Consider the following 22796-nt stretch of genomic DNA (forward strand, 5'->3'; position numbering starts at 1 on the left):
CATGAGTGATCTGGAGCAGCGGGTGAGCGCGGGATGGGGCCGGATGGCATCCATGCTGGTACGGGAGGGACGCTCGCATGATCTTCCCGAAACGGGGGAGTTCGTAAACGCGCCGGTCAGCCGGGGTTCGACGGTCCTGTTTCCGACGCTGGAAGCCATGAATAGGACGGACGGACGCAGCCACGCGCACAAGGCGGTGTATGGGGCGATGGGATCGCCGATCCAGCACCAGCTTGAAGAAATGCTCAGCCTGATCGAAGGCGGGACGCATACGCAGGTCGTCAATTCAGGTTTGGCGGCGTGTACGATGCCGCTTCTGGCGTTTCTCGGCTGTGGTGATCACCTGCTTCTGCCCGATTCGGTTTACGGTCCCACGCGACGTTTTGCAGGGACGATGCTTCAGCGGCTGGGCGTCGTGACAACCTATTATCCGCCCATAGCCTCACGCGCCGAAATCAAGGCGCTCATCCGCCCCGAGACGAAGATTCTGTTTGCCGAAAGCCCGGGCAGCCATACGTTTGAGGTGCAGGATGTGCCGATGCTGGCCGAAGTGGCGCATGAGGCAGGGGCGTTGCTCATGCTGGACAACACCTGGGGGATCGGCGTGTTTCAGCCCTTCGTTCATGGTGTGGACGTGTCGGTTCAGGCCCTGACGAAATATCCTGCCGGGCATTCGGACGTCATCATGGGGTCGGTCACGGTCAATGACGAAGCGCACTGGAAAACGCTGCGGGATGCAGCAATCCAGCTCGGACAATGTGCGGGGCCAGATGACTGCTGGCTGACGCTGCGCGGTCTGCGAACGATGGGCGTGCGGCTGGCGCATCAGGCGCGCTCGGCTCTGGACATCGCGCAATGGCTCAAAACGCGCCCAGAAGTCGCGCGGGTTTTGCATCCGGCGCTTGAAGACTGCCCGGGGCATGAGTTCTGGAAACGCGACTTTACGGGCGCCTGCGGGTTGTTCGGGGTGGAGCTTCAGCCGGGCATTTCCGTTGAGGCGACCGAACGTATGATCGACGGACTGAGCCTGTTCGGAATCGGGGCGTCGTGGGGCGGTTATGAAAGCCTTGTCCTGCCAACGACCGGGCATATCCGGCGCGTCACGGGTGAGGGGGGCCCGACATCGGCAACCTTCCGCCTCCATATCGGGCTTGAAGACGTTGAGGACCTGAAAATCGATCTCGCGCGCGGACTGGATGGCCTTCAGTTCTGAACCTTAGCGGCGGCGGAACGTCAGGGCTTCGGCGACGTGATGGCGCTGGATGCTCTGCGTCCCTTCCAGATCGGCAATGGTGCGGGAGACGCGGATCAGGCGCGTGATGCCACGGTTGGACAGGCGCAGCTTTTCGGCAGCCTGTTCGGCGAGAGAGCGGGCGTCATCGTCCATGTCGAGGTCGTCCGGGGACGCCTGTGAGTTCGGAACGCCCTGACGGTCGATCTGACGTTTGCGGGCGGCCTCAACCCGGGCGCGAACCGTGGCGCTGTTCTCGCCTTTCGGGGCTCGGCTGATCTCGATCGGAGAGAGCGGTTCGATCTGGACGCAGAGATCCATACGGTCGAGCATCGGGCCTGAAATCTTGGCCGTGTAATCCTCGCCACAGCGCGGGGCCTTGCGGCAGCTTCGCTCAAGATCGCCCAGATAGCCGCAGCGACAGGGGTTCATGGCGGCGATGAACTGGAAGCGCGCGGGATAGGTCGTGTGATGGGCCGCGCGGGCAATGGAAATGCTGCCGGTTTCGATCGGCTGGCGCAGGGACTCCAGACAGGAGCGTGAAAACTCCGGAAGCTCGTCGAGAAACAGGACGCCGTTATTGGCAAGACTGACTTCGCCGGGCCGGGCTTTCGCGCCGCCTCCGACGATGGCGGGAAGGCTCGCGCTGTGATGCGGTGCGCGATAGGGCGGCCGGACGACCAGTCTCCCATTCTGTAGGATGCCAGAGACACTGTGAATCCGGCTGGTTTCAAGCGCTTCTTCACGTGTCAGATTGGGAAGAATACCGGGCAAACGGCTGGCGAGCATGGATTTCCCGGCACCGGGAGGTCCGCTCATGAGCATGGAATGTGCTCCTGCAGCGGCAATTTCCAGAGCGCGCCGTCCGATCGCCATGCCTTTGACATCTGAAAGATCCGGTCCGTATTCAAGAACCTGTTCACTTGGCAGCGGTGCCGGAGACAGGATCTGTTGCCCCTGAAAATGGGAGACGAGAGCGGCAAGCGTCGGCGCACCGAGAACGTCCGTGCTCCCATTGCCCCAGCGTGCTTCAAGAGCCTGCGCGATCGGGCAGATCAGGCCGAGTTTGTCCGCAACGGCGCCGATGGCAGCCGAAAGAACACCAGCAACGGGGTTGATCCGCCCATCCAATGAGAGTTCGCCAACGGCGGCATAGGCCGAGACAGCCTCAAAAGACAGAACGCCCATAGCGCAAAGCAACCCAAGTGCGATGGGCAGATCGAAATGCGCGCCTTCCTTGAGAAGATCGGCCGGGACGAGATTGACGAGAATGCGTTTGGGCGGGAGCGCCAGTCCCATTGCTGTTAATGCAGCACGGACACGTTCGCGGGCTTCCCCGACAGATTTGTCCGCCAGTCCTACGACGAGAAACGCAGGAAGGCCGCTGGAGACCTGAACCTCGACCTTAACCGGGACGGCTTCAATGCCCGAGAAGGCGAAGCTCTGGATGCGGGCGAGGGCAGGTGTATGCGGGCTGGGACTCGTCATGAGACAAATCCTAGCCCGAAATTATTTCCCGTTGGTTAACGGAAAATGCCTCAGGAACGTTGGTACAGCAGACGAGCACGGAGTGTGCCATCGAGCGCCTTGAGGCCGTCGAGAAGTTTCGTGTCCATGTCCGGGCCTTCCGACTCGGCTTCGACGACGACATAGCCCACTTCACCATCGGTCTGGAGATACTGCGCCGTCACGTTGCAGTTCTGGGCTGCGAACAGATCGTTGATCTGGCGCATAATGCCGGGACGATTGGCATGGACATGCATGAAGCGTGTGCCACGGGGGCGTTCGGGAAGCTGGACGCTGGGGAAGTTGACCGAACCGATCGTGGAGCCCACGTCGGAATAATCGACTAGCTTGCGCGCGACTTCAACGCCGATGCGCTCCTGCGCTTCCATGGTGGAACCGCCGATATGCGGCGTGAGAATGACATTCTCCAGACCCTGAAGCGGGGATTTGAACTCTTCGCCAGCCTTCTTGGGCTCGACGGGGAACACGTCCACGCCCGCGCCCATAAGATGACCGTCTTTGAGGGCCGCGGCGAGGGCGTCGAGGTCCACGACGTTGCCGCGCGCGTTGTTGAGCAGGATGGAATTGGGCTTCATGGCCCGGATTTCCGTCTCTCCGATCAGCAGATCGGTCTCCGGCGTCTGCGGGACGTGGAGGCTGACGATGTCGGACTCGGCCAGCAGGTCATGCAGGGTCGGAACGGCGATGGCATTGCCGTGCGGCAGACGGGGCATCACGTCGAAATACAGAACGCGCATGCCGAAAGCTTCGGCCAGGACGGAAAGCTGCGATCCGATGGAGCCATAACCGACGATACCGAGCGTCTTGCCGCGGACTTCCCAGGCATTGGTGGCGGATTTGTCCCAGCCGCCCTTGTGGCAGGCTTCCGAGCGCGACGGGATGCGACGCAGCAGCATCACGACCTCGCCCATGACCAGTTCTGCCACGGAACGGGTGTTGCTGAAGGGCGCGTTGAAGACGGGAATACCGAGCATGCGGGCAGCATTCAGATCGACCTGATTGGTGCCGATGCAGAAGCAGCCGATGGCCATGAGGCGGTCTGCTGCTTCAAGGATTTCGCGCGTGAGCTGGGTCCGGCTGCGAATACCGACCATGTGCACGCCCTGAAGGGCCTCTTTCAGCGCAGCGCCTTCAAGCGCGCCCTTGACCCGCGTGACCTCTGCATAGCCTTCTGCGGCGAAATGGGAAGCGGCGCTTTCGTGAATGCCTTCCAGAAGAAGAATGCGGATCTTGTTCTTGGGGAGAGAGAACTGCGTTTCCATAAATCCGTCCCGGTCATGAACCGGAAGGCTCCGGTTTCAATTCAAACTGGTTCACCAGATCTGGCCGTGACCAGACCGGCCCCGGCTGATGTCTGCCGCCACGTTCGCCGGGGCCCCCTCCCTAGCCGATCAGCGGGTTTCAGGAAAGATGGCGCACGAGTTCGGGAAGCAGGGTTGCGTCTCCACAGGCGAGGACGGTGCCGTCACTTTCGAGCGTCAGGCTCTGTCCCTGCCAGTCCGTAATGCGGCCCCCCGCACCTTCCACTACTGGAACGAGCGCGCCCCAGTCCCATGGATTCATGGTGCATTCCGCAATGACGTCGATCTGACCAAGGGCGAGAAGGCCGTAAGCGTAGCAGTCTCCGCCCCAGGACGTGCGGCGAGTGTGTTTCTGCAGATTGGCAAAACGTGGCGCATGAGCGGCGGTCATGATCTCCGGGGCGGTGCAGGACAACTCTGCTTCGGCGGCGTTCGGGCAGGGACGGGTGCCGATCGTGCCAGGCAGGCGATCGGACAGAAACTGCGTAGGTCGTCCCGACACCCCAATCCAGCGTTCCCCGGTTACGGGCTGGTCGATCAGCCCGAGCACAGGACGACCTTTATGGAAAAGGGAAATGAGCGTGCCGAAAGTAGGACGACCGGTTAGGAAGGCACGGGTCCCGTCAATGGGATCAAGAACCCAGAGCCAGTCGCCATCCGTGCCGCTCATGCCGCTTTCTTCCCCGAGAATGGCATGTTCCGGCAGGCGCTCTGTGAGAATCTCGCGCATGGCCTGTTCCGCCTGACGATCCGCGATGGTGACGGGGCTGTCATCGGATTTCGCATCGGCACGCAGGGACGTCCTGAAATGAGGCAGGACGGTCTTGCGGGCGATATCCGCGCAGGCTGTTGCGGCATCAATGGCACTTTGCAGCACGTTTTCAGTCATGATTTGTGTCTATTCCCGTCCTGTAAGCGCTGCATGCGATTGACGCCCGTGGTGGCGGGCGGCATCAGAGGAGCCATGCATCCGATCATCGTCATTCCCTCCAGACTTGCTTCGACCCGTCTGCCGCGCAAGCCCCTCGCTGATATTGGTGGCGTCCCCATGATCGTCCGGGTCGCCCGTCAGGCTCTGGCCGCACAGATCGGCCCTGTAGTCGTGGCGGCGGGAGACGAAGAAATTCTGGAGGCCGTCAAAGGGATACCCGGTGTACGGGGCGTGCTGACCGACTCGGATCTGGCAAGCGGCTCCGACCGTGTCCATGCCGCTTTGGCGGATGTGGACTCCGATGGCGCTCATGATGTGGTCATCAATCTTCAGGGCGATCTGCCCCTGATTGCGCCTTCCAGCTTGGCTGCCGTTCTGAAACCGCTTGAAGATCCGACCATCGATATCGGAACACTGGCCGCTCCTGTGACGAGCGATGCCGAGCGCGATGCCGCGCAGGTCGTCAAGATTGCGTGTGATTTTGACGGGGCGGATGTGACGCGGGCGCTGTATTTTTCGCGTCTGCCCATTCCGTGGGGTGCCGGGCCGCACTGGCATCATGTGGGCGTCTATGCCTGGCGCCGGACCGCGCTGGAGCGTTTTGTGGCTCTTGCGCCGTCTGCTCTGGAGCGTCGGGAAAGCCTGGAACAGCTTCGTGCGCTACAGGCTGGCATGACGATCGGCTGTGCAAGGATTGACCATGCCCCTCAAGGGGTGGATACGCCTGCTGATCTTGAGCATGTGAGAGGGTTGGTCTGATGCCGGTCATTGCATTTCAGGGCCGTCCGGGCGCCTATTCCGATCTGGCCTGCCGTCAGGCGCGCCCCGGCTGGACAACGCTGCCCTGCCCGACTTTTGCCGATGCGATTGACGCCGTGCATGATGGCCGGGCCGATGAGGCGTTATTGGCCTGCGAAAACACGCTTGCCGGGCGCGTGCCGGACATTCATTCGCTGCTGCCTGACGCCGGGCTTCATATTGTCGGGGAATATTTTCAGCGCGTGGAGCATTGCCTTCTGGGTGTGCCGGGAGCGACGATCGAAGATATCCGGCGCATTCACACGCATCCGGTCGCTCTGGGGCAGGTTCGCAAGTTGGTCAGCGAGCTTGGCGTAGAGCCAGTGGTGCAGTTCGACACGGCGGGCGCGGCTGAAATGGTCGCTCAGTGGGGACGGAAAGAAGACGCGGCCATTGCTTCTTCTCTCGCAGCAGAACTGAACGGACTGACGGTGCTGCGGAGCAATGTGGAAGATGCCTCTCACAACACGACGCGCTTTTATCGTGTCTCCCGCAAGCCTTGCATTCCTTCACCCGAACGCACAGATGTTCTGACGACACTTTTGATGCGGGTCGGAAACTGTCCGGGTGCGCTCTATGCGGCATTGGGTGGATTTTCCCGGCATGTTATCAACATGACGCGGATCGAAAGCTACATGCTGGACGGCTCGTTCACGGCGACGCAGTTCCTGATGGATGTCGAAGGACATCCCGAGCAGGCGGCACTGGCCAGTGCGCTCGCAGAACTGGAGCAGGTCAGCGATGATCTCAGAATTCTGGGTGTTTACCCAAGCAGCCTCTCACGGCACGCCGCGTGACGGCAGGACAGGAACCCATGACAGAAGACGGAACAATGGCTGACACGAGCATGTATCAGGGATCGCTGACGGCTCTGGTGACCCCGATGCATACGGACGGGCGGATTGATTTCGACGTCTCGGCCAAGCTGATCGAGCGTCAGATCGACGCTGGTACAACGGCACTGATCCCCGCCGGAACGACGGGTGAAAGCCCCACACTTTCGCACGAAGAACATAGCCGTGTTGTCGCGCACTGTGTCGAGACGGCGAATGGTCGGGTCCGCGTCATGGCAGGTGCTGGCTCCAACAGCACGTCTGAAGCCGTCCTGATGGCGAAACACGCTCATTCCGTCGGTGCGGACAGTCTGCTGGTTGTAGTGCCATATTATAACAAGCCGTCGCAGGAAGGGCTGTATCGCCACTTCATGACGATTGCGGATGCAACGCCCCTGCCGATTTTCCTGTACTGCATTCCAGGTCGATCGGTTGTCGATATTTCGGTGGCGACCATGGCGCGTCTGGGAGAACATCCCAATATCGTCGGGACGAAGGATGCCACGGCCAATATGGCCCGACCGATTGCTGTGCGCCGGGCGGTGGACAAGCCCTTCAACCAGCTTTCTGGTGACGACAATACCGTTCTATCGTTCCTCGCTGCGGGGGGCGACGGATGTATCGGCGTGACGTCGAATGTCGTGCCGCATCTGTGCGCGGACATGCACTTGGCTTGGCAGGAAGGGCGGATCGAAGATGCGATCGCCATTCAGGACCATCTGACCCCGCTCCATGATGCGATGTTCATGGAAAGCAATCCGGGGCCGGTCAAGTACGCGATGTCACGGCTTGGTCTGTGCGGTGCAACCCTGCGTTTGCCGCTGGTCGAGCCTCAGGAAGCGACTCGTCTGGCTGTTGATGAAGCCCTGCGTGCTCTTGAGCTTCTGGACTGAGTGCAGGTATGGCGGGAAAGAAAACCAAGAGCGGCATGATTTCTCACGGCATTGCCGCGCAGAATCGCAAAGGTCGGTTTGACTACACGATTCTGGAGACGACCGAAGCCGGGATTGTTCTAAAGGGGCCGGAAGTTAAAAGCCTTCGTCTTGGACGCGCGACCATTACGGAGGCTTATGCGGCTGAGCGTGACGGCGAAATCTGGCTCTTCAATTCCTATATTCCGGAATATCAGGGCGGTGTGCTCTCGCGTTTCGAGCCGCGAGCACCACGCAAACTCCTGATGCACCGCAAACAGATCGTACATTTCTTGGATTCGGTCAGTCGTGCGGGTGCCAGTCTTGTGCCGTTGGATATTCACTTTAACGATCGTGGAATGGCGAAAGTGACCCTTGGTTTGGGTCAGGGACGTCGCAAGGAAGACAAGCGGCACGCCATTGCCGAGCGGGACTGGAAGCGGGACAAAGCTAGGCTGGTCCGTAGTAGTGGTAAGGATTATGGGTAAGAACCCGAAAGGCCGGATCGGATCTGATCCGGCTTTTTTTTATGGCTTGAGAGAGTGCCTGTAATTCTGGGCACAAAAAAAACCGCTGCAGCAGAAGCTGGCAGCGGTTTTTTTACTCAGACCGAAGTCCGGGTCATTCAGTCAGCGCTGATTTCAGCAGCTTCCGGACCCTTCTGGCCCTGAACAACCTTGACGTTGATCGTCTGGCCTTCGTCAAGCGTCGGCAGGCCGGAACGCTCGAGAGCGGAAGCATGGACGAAAATGTCCTTACCACCGGATTCCGGCGTGATGAAGCCGAAGCCCTTCGTGGCGTTGTACCACTTGACCGTGCCACGCATATCTTCAGCGCGGGACAGGTCCGGAGCCGGACGGCCCGGACGAGCCGATCCACCGAAACGGGGCTGATCGCCAAAAGCGGCGCGCGGACGCGGTGCTTCTGCCGTGCTCTCGTCAACCGAGAGAACTTCAGCGACCTGACGACCCTTCGGGCCCTGGCCGATGCGGACCACGACGGTTGCACCCGGGTTCACGGCGCTGACACCGGCATTGGTGAGAGCGTTGGCGTGCAGGAAGATGTCGCCCGAACCATCGGACAGTTCAACGAAACCGAAGCCCTTTTCGGTGTTGAACCACTTCACGCGGGAGCTGATTTCCGGGCCTGAAGCTGCGACGAAGCTGTTGCTGCGACGGGGAGCGCCGTAGCCGCCACCGCCACCATTTCCACCACCAAAGCCACCACGGTCGCCATAGGACGGCTGGGACGAGTATGTGTCGTCAAACCCGCCGCGGCGAGGTGAGTTGAAGCTGCTGCGGTCGGTTCTGTTGTTTCTCAACGGTCTAATCCCGAGACTGGGGTGCCATGATAGGGCGGACCCTGTCGTGACGTAATTTCAAAAATTTGGAAAAAAACGATGCTGCTTTTCTCCTGCAATAAGCTGTAGCACGGTTTTTTCCTTCTCTGCCACAGGGAATGTCAGGCTGAAACATAACTCGCGCTGATTTTAAGATTGTGAAGTGCCAGCTCGACACTTTGATTTCGGTCGTGGAAATGACATACACACGTTTTCCAGTACTTTGCGGTCCCGGATCCCGCACGTAACAGAGGTGCCCATGCGAAGCAGACTGACTTTTTCCATTGGAGCCACTGCCGTGCTGGCGCTGTCTTCCTCTGCCATGGCAACACCGTTGCAGGACCCGTATGGAACATGGACCATTCAGGGTGAAAATGATGCAATCTCCACGCTGAAAGGCACGTCGGATCAGTATTATACGTCCGGTCTGCGCATCAACTGGACGTCCGGAACCGATAATCTGCCGCGCCCGATTGCCAAGCTGAACCGCATCCTGATGGGAGAAGGCGTTCAGCGCATCAGCATTGGTTTGCAGCAGATCATTGATACGCCGCGCGATACGCAGGCCGATAATCCGCCCCAGGGTGATCGTCCTTATGCGGGTCTGCTGCTCGGAACGGTCAACCTTATCAACGATACCGATCTTTCCCGGACTGTTACGGGAATCCAGTTCGGCATGCTTGGCCCAGCAGGACTCGGGCGTCAGGTCCAGAACGGGTTTCACAAGGCCATCAGCGACACCCCGAGCACGGGCTGGGGCCATCAGCTTGCGAATCAGCCGATCTTTCAGGTTCAGGCGGGACGGATCTGGCGTCTGCCGGTCCTGAATGTCTATGGCATTCACGCGGATGTGCTGCCCGCGATCTCGGGTGCTGCTGGTGATTACCGGACCTATGCCGATGTGGCGACGACGTTCCGCATTGGTCAGGGTCTCGACAGCGATTTCGGCAACGCGACAATCGGACCGGGGCTGGACGGAACGGATGCGTTCCGCGCGACTCGTCCTTTCGCCTGGTATTTTTATGGCGGTGTTGAAGGTCAGGCCGTGGGATATGACGTGACGCTTCAGGGCAGCACGGTCCGCCCGAATGCGCCGCATGTGAACAAGATATGGGATGTGGGTGAGGTTCATGCCGGTGTTGCGGTGATGTGGCATGGTGTGCGCCTGTCCTACAGCCAGAACTGGCAGACAGCCCAGTTCCAGACTCAGAAGGCCGGTCTGTTTAACTATGGATCGCTCAAGCTGTCCGTGAAGTTCTGATCTGTTTAGACCGCTGATCTGAAAAGGTCGCCTTCCATGAAAAGGAAGGCGGCCTTTTTTTATGTCAGTGCGGGATGTGGGGTGTGACTGTCACGAACCGGTGCGCCCAGAAGATAGCCCTGGACTTCCTCGCAGCCATTGGCGTCCAGAAGGGCCATCTGGTGCTCGGTTTCCACACCCTTTGCGCAGCAGGTGATATTCAGGGACCGTGCCAGTGACAGAATGGCGTACATTACTTCGTCGGCGCGGATGTCTTCGCCCAAATACTGGACAAAAGCCCGATCGAGTTTGATCTGATCCAGCGGATAAGTCCGCAGGCGTTCCAGCGAAGAATAGCCTGCCCCGAAATCGTCGATGGCGAGGCGCACGCCCAATGCGCGAACACGGGAGAGTTCACGGAAAGCGATGTCGGATGGTCCGAATGGTCGGCATTCGGACAGTTCGATCTGCAAACGGCCGGGCGGAAGGCCGGTCTGGGTCAGAACTGAATCGATGAGGGGGGCGAGGCGCTCGTTGACCAGCCAGACAGGCGAGACATTCACGCAGACCCGCAAGGGAGCAGGCCAGTGCAATGCAGCCAGGCAGGCATTGCGCAGACTCCAGCTGTCGAGCGCTTCAATCATGCCGGCCTCTTCGGCGTAATGGATGAACAGGTTCGGCGCGACTTCGCCGTGTCCGGGGCGCGTCCAGCGTAGCAGCGCCTCATGTCCGACGATCTTCTGGGATTCCGTATCGACGATGGGCATCCATTTAAGGAAAAGTGCGTCGTCCTCGACGGCTTTGAGAAGATCCTGCTCAAGATTGGACGTGACGGTATAGGTGTTGGTGAGTTCTGCGTTTGCCCGGCGTTCATGTCCCCCTCCGGTCCGGTTGGCTTCGGTGAGGGCAGCGCGTGCGGCAAGAATGAGCTGGTTCGCATCTTCGGCATCCTGCGGATAGACGCTCCAGCCCGCGGAGATGGAGAAAGGGACGGCCCCCATCTCCAGGTCAACGGGAGTGCTGGAAATCTGCAGAATGGCGTTGACCAGAGTGCGGGTCGTGACGGCTGTTGTCCCCGGCGGAGTGAGGACCATGAAATGTCCTCCCCCGATCGAGCTGAGGAAAGCCCCTTCCGGCAGGACGGCTTTCAGGCGCCGGATCATCTCCGCAAGAATAAGATCAGCCGTGTCCCATCCATACCGATCGTTGATTAGGGAAAGGTGATCGAGATTAAGATGAATGAGGCTGAAAACGGCGCGGCGGGGCAGTTTCCCCGTTCTTTCGATGAACTGCTGCAGGACAAGAAGACTCTCCTCACGATCGGGAAGAGAGGATTTTCCAGCGTTCTCCGTAACCTCGCAGGCGAGCTGCCTGGCCACGTCCTGCAGGGAATCTTCGGCCGTCGGCAGGAAGCTGCTGCCGTTCAGGCGAATGGCGATCAGAAACTGTCTGCGGTGACTGTCATAGGATCTGTTCGTAATCGGAAGCCCGATGAGCGACCAATCTTTGAAAAACGGACATGAGAAAAAGGTTTTGCCATTTCGTTTTTGCTCGGCTGCGAGAATGATCTCGCCAGCGTCCAGCTTGTAGAGTGCGACTGGGGGCGATCCTGCGGACTGGAGAATGGATGGTATTCCGTTCTCCGGGATATCCAGAAATGCGACAGCTGTTGCGCCCGTTGCGGCCAGAAGCAGACGAAAGAGCAGGGATCGGCTGTCCGGAGAGGAGCCAGAGTATTCGTGGAGCGTCTTTTCCTGAACGTCTCTGGCCGGACTGCCCATCATTCGTAGACTCCATGAAATTCGGTTGAACGCATTACTGATAAATTCACAGTATTATATCGGTGTGAATTTTTCTGTCTAACCGGAAATCAGAAGTCTGTCGGGGTCGTTGCGGTCGAATATTTCGAGCAGAATTCTGAGTGCATGGCCTCGCGCACCAGTGAGTTGCGGGTTGCGAACGATTTCGCGTTCGCTGTCCTGCTGCATGGCGGTCAGCAGCAGCGCAAGACGGGCTCCCTGTGCCAGACGGAAACCGGGAAGACCGGACTGACGGTCCCCCGCAATGTCTCCACCACCCCGGATCCGATAGTCTTCGTCAGCGATCAGAAAACCGTCATTGGTGTCGCGTAGAAGGCTCAGACGCCGGACTGCAGTGGGCGTAGCGGTCCGGTCATGGAGCAGGAGGCAGAAGGACTGTTTTGAACCGCGTCCCACGCGGCCACGCAATTGATGAAGCTGAGCAAGGCCGAAGCGTTCGGCCTGTTCAATCACCATGACGGACGCATTGGGGATGTCCACGCCGACTTCGATGACGGTTGTGGCGACAAGAAGCCGTGTTTTGCCGAGACGGAACGTATCCAGAGCTTCCTGACGAACGGTAATGTCCTGTTTGCCGTGTGCGAGACCCACAAGCCCTTCAAACCGTTGCTCTAGCGAAGCCCACCGCTCTTCCGCGGCAGCCGCGGCCTGTGTTTCGCTATTTTCGATGAGCGGGCAGACCCAGAAGACCTGCACGCCATCACGCAAAGCCCGGCTGATGCCTGCAAGAACGCTGTCGAGCGAGTCCATGCTGTGCAGAGTCGTGCGGATCGGCTGGCGGCCGGGGGGCTTCGAGTCCAGACGGCTGACGCTCATCTCACCCCATTCCATAAGCTGGAGCGTGCGGGGGATGGGCGTTGCGGTCATGATGAGAATGTCCGTCGCGTCACCCTTGGCGCTCAGGTTCATGCGTTGACGGACACCGAATCGATGCTGTTCGTCGATGACGGCGAGGCCGAGATCGTGGAAGGTCACGCCGTCCTGAAACAGGGCATGCGTTCCGATGACGACTCTTGCCGTGCCATCCGCGATGGCCGCGAGCACCTTGCGCCGGGCCGCGCCTTTGATCGTACCGCTCAGATAGACACATTCCGTCGGGCACAGACGGGAGAGTGTTTCGAAATGCTGGCGGGCGAGGATTTCGGTCGGCGCCATGAGCGCAGCCTGAGCGCCGGACTCCACGACCTGAAGCATCGCGTTCATCGCGACGAAAGTCTTGCCCGCGCCGACATCGCCCTGAAGCAGACGCATCATGGGCGTTGATGCAGAGAGATCGGCAGCGATTTCCGCAATGGCCATGGTCTGGGCATGGGTGGGTTTGTGCCCGAAGCGCCGGAGCATTTCATCCTGAAGCGCGCCGGTGCCGCGAAAGCTGCGCCCATGCCGTTCGCGGGCTTTGAGACGCGCGAGCCCGAAGCAAAGCTGATCGGCCAGCAGTTCGTCGGCTGCAAGGCGGGACAGAGCACGGTTGCGGACAGGCTCCCATGCGATGTCCGGCGGGATGATCTCGGGCGATTGCATCAGGCGCAGGGCCTGCGTGAAGGACGGCCATTTCCGCTGGGTAACGAGGGCAGGGTCCAGCCATTCCGGCAGATCGGGCAGGAGGGCCAGAGCAGCGCGCATCGCCTTGCGGACCGTATAGGGGAAAAGCCCGGCGGTCAGCGGCCAGACGGGTTCGAGCGAGGGGTAGCTGTCGCGTTTGGCCCAGCTCACGACATGATCGGGCTGCGGCATCGTCAGCTCGCCCTGAAAGCTGCCGGTTTTGCCAGACACCAGCAGTTCGGCGCCCACGGTCGGGCTGGGCATGTTCCGCGTCTGGAAGAAGACCAGATCGAGTGTTCCGGTATCGTCTTCGGTACGGATGATGGAGGGCTGTCCCGGACGTCCGGCTTTGCGAAGAGCAACGACCCGGACATGCGCTGTCAGGATTTCGCCGGGGGCGAGATTGTGTCCGTCCGCAACTGTGCGCAGAATGCGTCGGTCAACCACCCGTTCGGGCAGGGTGAACAGCAGGTCCAGCACCTTTCGGCCACCCGCGATCTTTTCCAGCAGGCTGGCATGCCGTGGCCCAATCCCGGGCAGGCTCGTCAGCGGCGCAAAAAGTGGTGCGAGAGCATGCTCTGTCTCGGAACTGGGATCGGCAGGGGGCGGGAACTGTTCGGACGGCATCGTGACAACGGGCGCTTCCCGTGCTCCTCGGGCTGACAGGCGATGGAACGGAAGGTATAGGGCATGAGCAGGATGGAACAAAACGAAACCATGACCCGTGAAATGTCCACAACGTCCTTTGACCGGTCTTTCGGACCGACCGTCTGGGGCGTGCCTGATGGTAGTGTGGCCTTTCTTCTCCGTCAGCGCCTTGCCGAGCATGACGGACCACTGCTGCATGTTGCGCGCGATGATGCCGCTGTGGCCGCGTTGGCCGACATGCTGGCGTGGCTCATGCCTGAAGTCGAAGTTCTGCGGCTGCCGGCCTGGGACTGTCTGCCCTATGACCGTGTTTCCCCCAATCCGGTTCTGATCGCCGAACGGGCAGGGACGCTCTGCCGCCTGCTGGAGCCCACGAAGGCGCAGCGCATTGTCCTGACGACCGTGCACAGCCTGATACAGCGCGTTCCTCCGCGTTCGGCGTTCCGGGGACAGTCCATCAGCGTGAAGACGGGCGAGAGCCTCGATCAGGCGATGCTGATCGAGCTTCTGGTGGCCAATGGCTACACCCGGACCGATACGGTCATGGAAGCGGGCGAGTTCGCCACACGGGGCGGTATTTTCGATCTGTTCCCGGCGGGTGAAAGTGATCCGATCCGGCTCGATCTGTTCGGAGACGAGGTCGAGAACATCCGCGCCTTTGATGTCGGAACGCAGCGCTCCACTGAGACCCTGAAGCGCTTCGAGTTGCGACCGGTGTCCGAATTTTCGCTGGGCCCCGACAGCATCAGCCGCTTCCGTACTGGCTGGCGCGATTCGTTCGGCCCTGCGGCGACGTCCGATACGATTTATGAAAACGTCTCGGATGGGCGGCGCTATCCGGGGCTGGAGCACTATCTGCCGCTGTTCCATGACGGTGACGGCCATCAGATGGAAACGCTGCTGGATTATCTGCCGGGTGGTGCAGTCAGTTTTGACCAGCATGCACCAGAGATCCTCAAGGCGCGGCTGGATATGATCGCCGATCACTATCAGGCCCGGCGCGTTCCGACGCGCGAAGGCGAAATCCCGTACCGTCCGCTGCCGCCGCACCGGCTCTATCTGGATACACACGGCTGGGAATCGATGCTGGCGGGTGTGCCGTCCGTCATCCTCAATGCGTTCGCCATGCCGGATACGGCTCATGGCGTAGATGCAGGGTATCGGCCCGGCCCGTTGTTTGCGCGGGCAAAGGACGGAACGAGGGCAGGGATGTTTGAGGCTTTCGGACAGCAGGTGAAAAGCTGGGCCGACGCCGGACGGCGGACCTATGTTACGGCCTGGAGCCGGGGCTCACGGGAGCGGATTTCGCATCTTCTGGCGGAGCATGGCGTCACCGTTACGTCCTATGACGACTGGCCGGATGCGGCGGGAATGCCGAAAGGCACGACCGGCCTGCTGACGCTGGGGCTGGAGCGCGGGTTCGTCTCGGATCGTCTGTGCTTCGTCTCCGAGCAGGATCTGCTGGGCGAGCGGATTTCGCGTCCGCCGCGCCGCCGCAAGCGTGGAGAGCAGTTCATCTCGCAAGTCGGCGAGATTGCGGAAGGCGATCTGGTCGTTCATTCCGATTACGGGATCGGGCGGTATGTCGGGCTTGAAACGGTCGTCGAAGGCCGGGTCGCGCATGACTATCTGTCGATCCTGTACGACGGGGAGCAGCGCTTGCTTCTGCCCGTCGAGAATATCGAACTTCTCAGCCGTTTTGGTTCTGAGCAGGCCGGGGTTCAGCTCGACAAGCTGAGTGGAACTGCTTGGCAGGCCCGCAAAGCCAAGATGAAATCCCGCATCCGCGTCATGGCGGGCGAGCTGATCAAGACGGCAGCGGCCCGGGCCATGAAGGATGCGCCAATGCTCGCACCCGCCGAAGGGCTGTGGGACGAGTTCTGCGCGCGCTTCCCGTTTGTGGAGACGGAAGATCAATCCCGCGCGATTGCGGACGTTCTGGAAGACATGAGCGCCGGGCGTCCGATGGATCGGCTGGTCTGTGGCGATGTGGGTTTCGGCAAGACGGAAGTGGCGCTACGAGCCGCGTTCGTGGCCGCGCTTTCAGGGATGCAGGTCGCGGTCGTAGTGCCGACAACGCTGCTCGCCCGCCAGCATTTCCGCAGCTTCACGGCACGTTTCGAGGGCTTTCCGGTCAATGTTGTGCAGCTTTCGCGTCTCGTAACGCCAAAGGAGGCAACGAAGGTCCGCGAGGGCATGGCGAACGGCACGGTAGATATCGTCGTTGGCACTCATGCGCTGCTGGCCAAGACCGTGGCGTTCGAGCGTCTGGGCCTGCTGATCATCGACGAAGAACAGCATTTCGGCGTCTCTCACAAGGAGCGCCTGAAAGCGCTGCGTGAGGACGTGCATGTCCTGACGCTCTCCGCCACGCCGCTGCCCAGAACGCTTCAGCTGTCGCTGTCGGGCGTCCGCGAAATGAGCCTGATCGCAACGCCGCCGACGGACCGTCTGGCGGTCCGCACGTTCATCACACCCTTCGATAGCGTCATGATCCGTGAAGCCATTCAGCGTGAACGCTTCCGTGGCGGCCAGGTCTTCTGTGTCGTGCCGCGCCTGGCGGATATGGACAGGATGGCCGAGCGTCTGGCGGAAATCGTACCGGATGCCAAGACCGTACAGGCGCATGGTCGCCTGACGCCGACCGAGCTTGAACGTGTCATGACGGAGTTCGCGGACGGAAAATACGATATTCTCCTCTCCACCAATATCGTGGAAAGCGGGCTGGACATGCCCAGCGTGAATACGATCATCATCCATCGTGCGGACATGTTCGGTCTGGGACAGCTCTACCAGCTTCGCGGACGCGTGGGGCGTGGGAAGCAGCGCGGTTATGCCTATCTGACCTGGCCGCAGACGCGCCCGCTCTCGGCATCCTCGGAAAAGCGGCTTGAGATCATGCAGACGCTGGATTCGCTCGGGGCCGGGTTCACGCTGGCGTCCCACGATCTGGATCTGCGAGGCGCTGGCAACCTGCTGGGGGATGAGCAGTCCGGACATATCAAGGAAGTCGGGATCGAACTCTATCAGCAGATGCTAGAAGATGCCGTGGTCGACATGCGTCGTGAGCGTGGCAAGCGTCTAGAGGAAGAAGATAGCTGGACCCCGACCATCATTCTGGGCCTGCCTGTCCTGATCCCAGAAACCTATGTGCCGGATCTGCCGGTGCGTCTGGGGCTGTATCGCCGGATTGCGTCTCTGACGAACGAGGCCGAAGTCGAGGCGATGCGTGCGGAGTTGGTGGATCGTTTCGGGTCACTTCCGCCGGAAGTCGGCAATCTGCTCGATGTGGTTCTGATCAAGCGTCTGTGCCGTGAGGCCGGAGTGGAGCGTCTGGAAACCGGGCCGAAGGGCATGGTGATCCAGTTCCGCCGCAACCGGTTCGGCAACCCTGCTGCGCTGATCGACTGGGTGGCACGCAAGAAGGAATCAGGTGTAAAAATCCGGCCCGACCACAAGCTTGCGGTCATCCGCGAAATGACGAATGCGACCCGCATTGGCTATGCCAAGAAGGTCACGACCGTCCTGTGCAAAATGATCCGCAAGCTTGAAGTCGAGACATCAGGGTACTGAGAACGGCAGCGGAATGCGGTTGACGGTCACAACTCCGCCGCTCAGCCCGACATCCCACAGGGTCGCATCGCCGCTCTGACGACCCATTAGTCGGGCAATTGTGAGTGCGGCTACGACCTTCTTGGGGGCCGTATCACGGATCTCACCAATGAGGGTATCGACGTTCGTCACGCCAATATGCAGGTCCGCCGTCGACGTGGATGCCGTGGCGCCGGGTGAGATGGTGCCCTTGCCGTCGATGGCGCTGCTACCCGTAACGGCATGCAGGGCGTTGATCGTGATCTGCTGACGGGCGGTATCGAGGCCCTGAACCGTCAGATCCGCCGAAAGCTGCGTAGGCATGAGCGGCTGTTTGGTATCGTGGATACCACTGCCCTCAACCTTCAGGCGCAGATCCGGCGTTGTCTGGACCGCCTGAATCGACGCTTTGCGGATCGTCATGTCATGACCCGGGCGGGCGAGCGTTACATTCGTCCATGTGACCTGTGGAGTGCCGCCACGGATGTCGCTGCTGTTGATCGTCAGGCTCTGGTCCTTGCAGGCGGGACTGATGCCGCCGCGAAAGGCGCTGAGAGCGGCATAGGCGGCAACAGCATTGAAACGCTCCAGAGTTGCGGTCTCGACGTGACCGGAAGAATCGGAGAGCGTCACGCCATGAATGTCGAGCGTGATGTCCGTTCCTGTCAGCGCTGCATGCAGGGTCTTGGCCGTCAGGCCGTGTGCGGTGGTCTGGGTGCCGCCCAGCTCATAAGTCATACACGAGGCGGGAAGGCCAGCGGGTGTGTTTGCGCTGGCCATGATGGGTGTCAGGAGTGCGGCAGTCGCGGCGAGTAGAGTAAGGCGCAGGGACATAAGAGGATTCCGGACTGTGGAGAGAGAAGAAGCGTTAAGACCGTATTAGGGAATGAAGCGGTAAAATAATGGCACCTCCTCCTCTTTCGGAGAAATGCGCGTGTCGTCTTCCATTTCTGCCATGCCCGCCATTCCGCAGTATGTCTCCATCATCAAGGATGAAGAATCTTCGGCAAACAAGTGGGAAAAAACAAGCGTTTCCACCCAGCAGGCGGTTGCAGCGTTCAAGAGCGATGCGTCTTCGATCAAGACCCCGCAGCAGCTTCTGAAAAACTACAAGGCCCTCAAGGTCGTGCTGGGCGCTTATGGCATGTCTTCGGCGATCGGCGAGACGGCCGTTCTGACGAAACTGATGACGCAGGACCCGACATCAGCCAAATCCCTTGCCCAGACCAGCGGTAATTCGTCATGGAAAGCGTTCGCCAAAGCGTTTTCTGACTGGTCAACGTCTCCGTTGGCCTCTGCTGATACCGTTCAGAGCATCACGCAGAGCTATCTGACCAATAGCTACGAAGACAGTCTGCAGACGGAAACGCCGGGTCTGGGGGATGCGCTCTATTTTACCCGGACCGCCAAGACGGACATGACGCTTGAAAACGTGATGGCTGATCCAAAGCTCTTGAAAGTGGCGGAAGTTGTGTCGGGGTTTGATACCACGCAGTTTGGTGCACTAGATTACGATCAGCAGGTCCGTCTGCTCGGCTCCAAACTCGATCTGTCCAAGCTCAGTACGACCAAAGGAATCCAGCAGTTCGCCCAGCAATATCTGGCGCTGTTGCAGATCCACCCTACCAAGACCACGACTCCCGCAAGCATGTTGACCCTCTACGGGGGAAACGGTTCCACAACCAGCATTCTCTCCCTTTTTACGGGCGACAGTTCAGACAGCAGTTCTTCCCTGTATTCGGCGCTGTTCTGAACCTTTCTCTGACGTGACATCCTGTGTGCGGCCCTGTATCGCAGACACCTGACGGATTTCAGGTGAAGGGATATTTTCATGGCCGGACTGGACCCCACGGACTGGCACGGCATCCGTGAGATCGGGCATCGGATGCTGGATGAGCTCTTTGACCGCATGGAACATGTGGGCGAAGGCCCCGTCTGGCGACCGATGCCGCCCGCTGCTCGACAGGGCCTGAAGGAAGGTCTGCCGGAAAAAGGGCATTCCCTCAACGATCTGTATGGCCGCTATCAGGAACTTGTCGTGCCTTATGCCGTGGGAAATACCCATCCCGGTTTCATGGGATGGGTGCATGGGGCAGGAACGCCGGTCGGCATGCTCGCCGAGATGCTTGCCGGAGGACTGAACGCCAATTGTGGTGGACGCGATCACGCGCCAATCGAAGTCGAGCGTGAGGTGATCCGCTGGGCGTTGCAAATGGTTGGTATGCCGCAGGATGGCTCAGGCTGTCTGGTGACGGGATCGTCCATGGCCAACTTCATCAGCGTCATTACGGCGAGCCGCGCACAGGATCTTGCGATCCGTAAGGATGGGATCGGCGGCCGCAGGCTTGTCGGCTACGCCGCCACAACAGCGCATGGATGCTTGCCCCGGGCGTTTGATCTGGCCGGGCTTGGGAGCGAGACACTTCGGCGCGTGCCGGTTCTGGCCGATCATCGCATGGATGTCGGGGCCTTGTCCGATATGATCGCAGCGGACCAGAGAGCGGGCTTTGTGCCATTTATGGTGGCGGGTACGGCGGGTACGGTTGATTGCGGGGCGATTGATGATCTCGTTGCGATCGAGGCTGTCGCTCGTGAGGCCGGGCTCTGGTTTCATGTGGACGCAGCCTTCGGAGCACTGGCCTGTCTTTCGCCCCGGTTCAAAAAACAGCTTTCCGGCATCGAAAAAGCAGACAGTCTGGCGTTCGACTTTCATAAATGGGCGCAGGTTCCTTACGACGCCGGCTGCGTACTGGTGCGTGACAGCCGCAAGCATGCAGCAGCTTTCGCGCAGTCCCTCGATTATCTCGTGCGTGAAGAGCGTGGGCTCGCGGCAGGAGCCCCGTGGTTCTGTGATTTCGGCCCGGATCTGTCGCGCGGGTTCAGGGCCCTCAAGGTCTGGATGACGCTGGGCCATTACGGGTCAGAGCGTATGGGAGACATGGTCGAGACGTGCTGTGACGTTGCAGCCGATCTGGCGCGGCGTGTGGAACGGACCGAAGGACTGATTCTTCTGGCGCCTGTGACGCTGAATATCGTCTGTTTCGGTCTCGACGGTCTGGAAGATGCCGAAGTCTCGGAACTGGTGCAGGACCTGCATGAAAGCGGGATCGCCGCGCCGTCCACGACAAGAATCAACGGTCGGCTGGCGGTGCGGGCGGCGATCGTCAATCACCGCACCACGACCGCCCACACCAACCGGATGCTGGACGCCGTTATCGCGCTGCGCGACGACCGGTTGAAGGCGCGAACAGCGCGCTGAGCTGGGCCATCATGGTTCCGCCGAGGTCTTCGGCGGAGCTGATGGTGACGCTGTTGCGGTAATAGCGCGTCACGTCATGCCCAATCCCGATGGCCAGAAGCTCCGTGCCCCGGTCTGCTTCGATCCGCGCAATCACCTGACGTAGATGGTCTTCCAGATAGTTGTGCGGATTGGCCGAAAACGTACTGTCATCAACCGGCGCGCCATCCGAAATCACCATCAGGATATGGCGATGCTCCGACCGGCGACGCAGGCGCTTCCAGGCCCAGAGCAGGGCTTCGCCGTCGATATTTTCCTTCAGCAGTCCGTCACGCAGCATCAGGCCCAGATTGCGACGGGCCCGCCGCAGGGGCGTGTCTGCGTCTTTGTAGATAATGTGGCGAAGATCGTTCAGACGTCCCGGATGGGCTGTGCGACCGCTCTTGAGCCAGCGTTCACGGCTCTGTCCGCCCTTCCATTGCCGCGTGGTGAAGCCGAGAACCTCCACCTTCACGCCACAGCGCTCAAGTGTCCGGGCCAGAATATCACCGCAGATGGCGGCCGTACCGATGGGACGACCCCGCATTGAGCCCGAATTGTCAATCAGAAGGGTGACGACCGTATCGCGGAACTCGGTCTCACATTCGTGCTTACAAGAGAGCGGCAGGGTGGGATTCGTCACGACGCGAGAGAGGCGTCCGGCATCCAGAATGCCTTCTTCCTGCTCGAACTCCCAGCGACGTTGCTGCTGCGCCATGAGGCGGCGTTGCAGACGGTGCGCGAGGCGCGAGACCAGACCATGAAGCTGGGACATCTGCTGATCGAGCTTCTGGCGCAGGCGGTCCAGTTCGTCCGGATCACACAGATCGGAGGCGTTCACTTCCTCGTCGAAATCCGTGGTGTAGGCTTTGTAGGTGTTGAGGGATTCGGACGGGCCTGTTTCCGCCTGCTGATCCGAAGGGCCAGCGGCTTCTTCCGTACCGTCTTCCGACATCTCGGCGGAATCCGTGGCTTCGCTTTCGCCCGAAAGGCCGGTTTCGCCACTTTCGGGCTGATAGCCGTCCTCTTCTTCCGTTGCGGCCGGAGCCTGCTGATCCTGCCCTTCGGTTTCCGGAGCGTCGCTTTCCGTTGTCTCTTCCTCATCGGACGGCAGATCGGACGGCGCGGTCTGCTCTTCGTCATCATCAGGGACGGTCGTGAGCTGACAGGCACCAAGGAAGCGGGTCGTGGCGCGGGCGAAGGCCGCCTGATCGTTCTGGGTGCGGGCCATGTCAGCAAGAGCGGCCTTTGCCGCAGGCGTGAGGGCCGCGCGCCACTCATCGAGCGCAGGTCCGGCCTGAACCGGCATCGGATGGCCGGTCATGGCTTCACGTGCGAGCAGATCCAGCGCTACGGGGGCTGGCATGTCCTCGCGGGTTTTCATGCGGTTGCAGCCGATTTCGGCGCAATGCTGGGCGAGTTTCTGCTCCAGATTGGCGCGGACGCCCGCCATGTGGCGGGAGCCATAGACTTCGCAACGCGCCTGCTCCAGCGCATCGAAAGCCTGCCGGGCTACGGGCTCAGCCGGAGCGTTTGTATTCCGGTCCACATGATACCGCATGCGCAGAGCGGCAGCGTCCGCAGCTCCCCGGATCTTGCGGATTTCCCAGTCGTGCATATGGCGCGACAGATAGGGAAGTTCCACATTTCCGGCCTCTGGCGCGGTTTTGCGGTTTCCGCTGACGGCACCCTGAAAATCCACGCCCTGTTCCGGCGCACCACCCATGGCGCGCAGGGTGGCGATGGTGGCCTGACGAAAGCGTTCCTGCCGGTCTTCGTCGGTGGGGGAAGTCTGGGGGGCGGACAA

Annotated in this window: 17 protein-coding genes; 9 read left to right on the forward strand and 8 right to left on the reverse strand. The window is 60.5% G+C overall.

The genetic code is table 11. The features are described from left to right. Window position 1: 1 nt before the first annotated feature. Window positions 2-1213: a cystathionine beta-lyase gene (gene metC, locus JK176_RS03015; RefSeq protein WP_211586332.1), complete on the forward strand. Its 1212-nt coding sequence runs from the start codon at window positions 2-4 to the stop codon at window positions 1211-1213. 3 nt (window positions 1214-1216) lie between these two features. Here the strand turns inward: metC and JK176_RS03020 are convergent, their stop codons facing one another. The 3 genes from JK176_RS03020 to JK176_RS03030 all read right to left on the reverse strand — a co-directional run bounded on the left by JK176_RS03020 (window position 1217) and on the right by JK176_RS03030 (window position 4948). Next, window positions 1217-2719, reverse strand: coding sequence for a YifB family Mg chelatase-like AAA ATPase (locus JK176_RS03020; protein WP_211586333.1), 1503 nt, complete (start codon window positions 2717-2719; stop codon window positions 1217-1219). 50 nt (window positions 2720-2769) lie between these two features. Next, window positions 2770-4020: a phosphoglycerate dehydrogenase gene (gene serA, locus JK176_RS03025; protein ID WP_211586334.1), complete on the reverse strand. Its 1251-nt coding sequence runs from the start codon at window positions 4018-4020 to the stop codon at window positions 2770-2772. Window positions 4021-4159: 139 nt separating this feature from the next. Further along, complete coding sequence (locus tag JK176_RS03030; protein ID WP_211586335.1) at window positions 4160-4948, reverse strand: inositol monophosphatase family protein; 789 nt, start codon at window positions 4946-4948, stop codon at window positions 4160-4162. Between the two features lie 75 nt (window positions 4949-5023). On the opposite strand from JK176_RS03030, the gene JK176_RS03035 reads away from it, so the two are divergent. The 4 genes from JK176_RS03035 to smpB are packed head-to-tail and all read left to right on the forward strand — an operon-like array spanning window position 5024 to window position 8020. Then, on the forward strand, window positions 5024-5749 hold the full coding sequence (locus JK176_RS03035) for a 3-deoxy-manno-octulosonate cytidylyltransferase (protein WP_211586400.1): 726 nt from the start codon (window positions 5024-5026) through the stop codon (window positions 5747-5749). After that, window positions 5749-6585 carry a prephenate dehydratase gene (locus JK176_RS03040; protein ID WP_211586336.1) on the forward strand — a complete coding sequence of 279 codons (837 nt, stop codon included), beginning with the start codon at window positions 5749-5751 and terminating at the stop codon, window positions 6583-6585. The genes JK176_RS03035 and JK176_RS03040 overlap by 1 nt, the downstream gene beginning before the upstream one ends. Before the next feature lie 17 nt (window positions 6586-6602). Then, on the forward strand, window positions 6603-7514 hold the full coding sequence (gene dapA, locus JK176_RS03045) for a 4-hydroxy-tetrahydrodipicolinate synthase (RefSeq protein ID WP_249194140.1): 912 nt from the start codon (window positions 6603-6605) through the stop codon (window positions 7512-7514). Window positions 7515-7522: 8 nt separating this feature from the next. Continuing rightward, on the forward strand, window positions 7523-8020 hold the full coding sequence (gene smpB, locus JK176_RS03050) for an SsrA-binding protein SmpB (RefSeq protein WP_062031523.1): 498 nt from the start codon (window positions 7523-7525) through the stop codon (window positions 8018-8020). 137 nt (window positions 8021-8157) lie between these two features. On the opposite strand, the gene JK176_RS15080 is transcribed toward smpB, so the two are convergent. Continuing rightward, entirely contained in the window at window positions 8158-8853 is a 696-nt protein-coding gene (locus JK176_RS15080; protein ID WP_194262070.1) for a cold-shock protein, read from the reverse strand. A gap of 277 nt (window positions 8854-9130) precedes the next feature. Here JK176_RS15080 and JK176_RS03060 point away from each other — a divergent pair, with 277 nt between their 5' ends. Then, window positions 9131-10132, forward strand: coding sequence for a lipid A deacylase LpxR family protein (locus JK176_RS03060; protein ID WP_194262069.1), 1002 nt, complete (start codon window positions 9131-9133; stop codon window positions 10130-10132). Between the two features lie 59 nt (window positions 10133-10191). Here the strand turns inward: JK176_RS03060 and JK176_RS03065 are convergent, their stop codons facing one another. After that, the gene (locus JK176_RS03065) at window positions 10192-11895 is read right to left on the reverse strand and encodes a bifunctional diguanylate cyclase/phosphodiesterase (RefSeq protein ID WP_228125431.1); all 1704 of its coding nucleotides are present in this window, start codon (window positions 11893-11895) and stop codon (window positions 10192-10194) included. A gap of 75 nt (window positions 11896-11970) precedes the next feature. Next, window positions 11971-14100: an ATP-dependent DNA helicase RecG gene (gene recG / locus JK176_RS03070; protein WP_211586338.1), complete on the reverse strand. Its 2130-nt coding sequence runs from the start codon at window positions 14098-14100 to the stop codon at window positions 11971-11973. 72 nt (window positions 14101-14172) lie between these two features. Between recG and mfd the strand changes: the two genes are divergently transcribed. Next, window positions 14173-17694, forward strand: a complete 3522-nt coding sequence (mfd, locus tag JK176_RS03075) for a transcription-repair coupling factor (protein WP_211586402.1) — start codon at window positions 14173-14175, stop codon at window positions 17692-17694. Here the strand turns inward: mfd and JK176_RS03080 are convergent. Continuing rightward, window positions 17683-18546, reverse strand: a complete 864-nt coding sequence (locus JK176_RS03080; protein ID WP_211586340.1) for a DUF2125 domain-containing protein — start codon at window positions 18544-18546, stop codon at window positions 17683-17685. The genes mfd and JK176_RS03080 overlap by 12 nt on opposite strands. A 94-nt stretch (window positions 18547-18640) precedes the next feature. On the opposite strand from JK176_RS03080, the gene JK176_RS03085 reads away from it, so the two are divergent. Both JK176_RS03085 and JK176_RS03090 read left to right on the forward strand, forming a co-directional pair. Then, a complete protein-coding gene (locus JK176_RS03085) occupies window positions 18641-19465 on the forward strand; it encodes a DUF1217 domain-containing protein (protein WP_207728908.1) in 825 nt (274 codons plus the stop codon). 78 nt (window positions 19466-19543) lie between these two features. Further along, the gene (locus JK176_RS03090; RefSeq protein ID WP_211586341.1) at window positions 19544-20971 is read left to right on the forward strand and encodes a pyridoxal-dependent decarboxylase; all 1428 of its coding nucleotides are present in this window, start codon (window positions 19544-19546) and stop codon (window positions 20969-20971) included. Here the strand turns inward: JK176_RS03090 and JK176_RS03095 are convergent. Continuing rightward, a complete protein-coding gene (locus tag JK176_RS03095) occupies window positions 20925-22796 on the reverse strand; it encodes a cobaltochelatase CobT-related protein (protein ID WP_211586342.1) in 1872 nt (623 codons plus the stop codon). The genes JK176_RS03090 and JK176_RS03095 overlap by 47 nt on opposite strands.

The organism is Gluconobacter sp. Dm-73, assembly GCF_018256215.1.
GTDB classification, from domain to species: Bacteria; Pseudomonadota; Alphaproteobacteria; order Acetobacterales; family Acetobacteraceae; genus Gluconobacter; species Gluconobacter cadivus.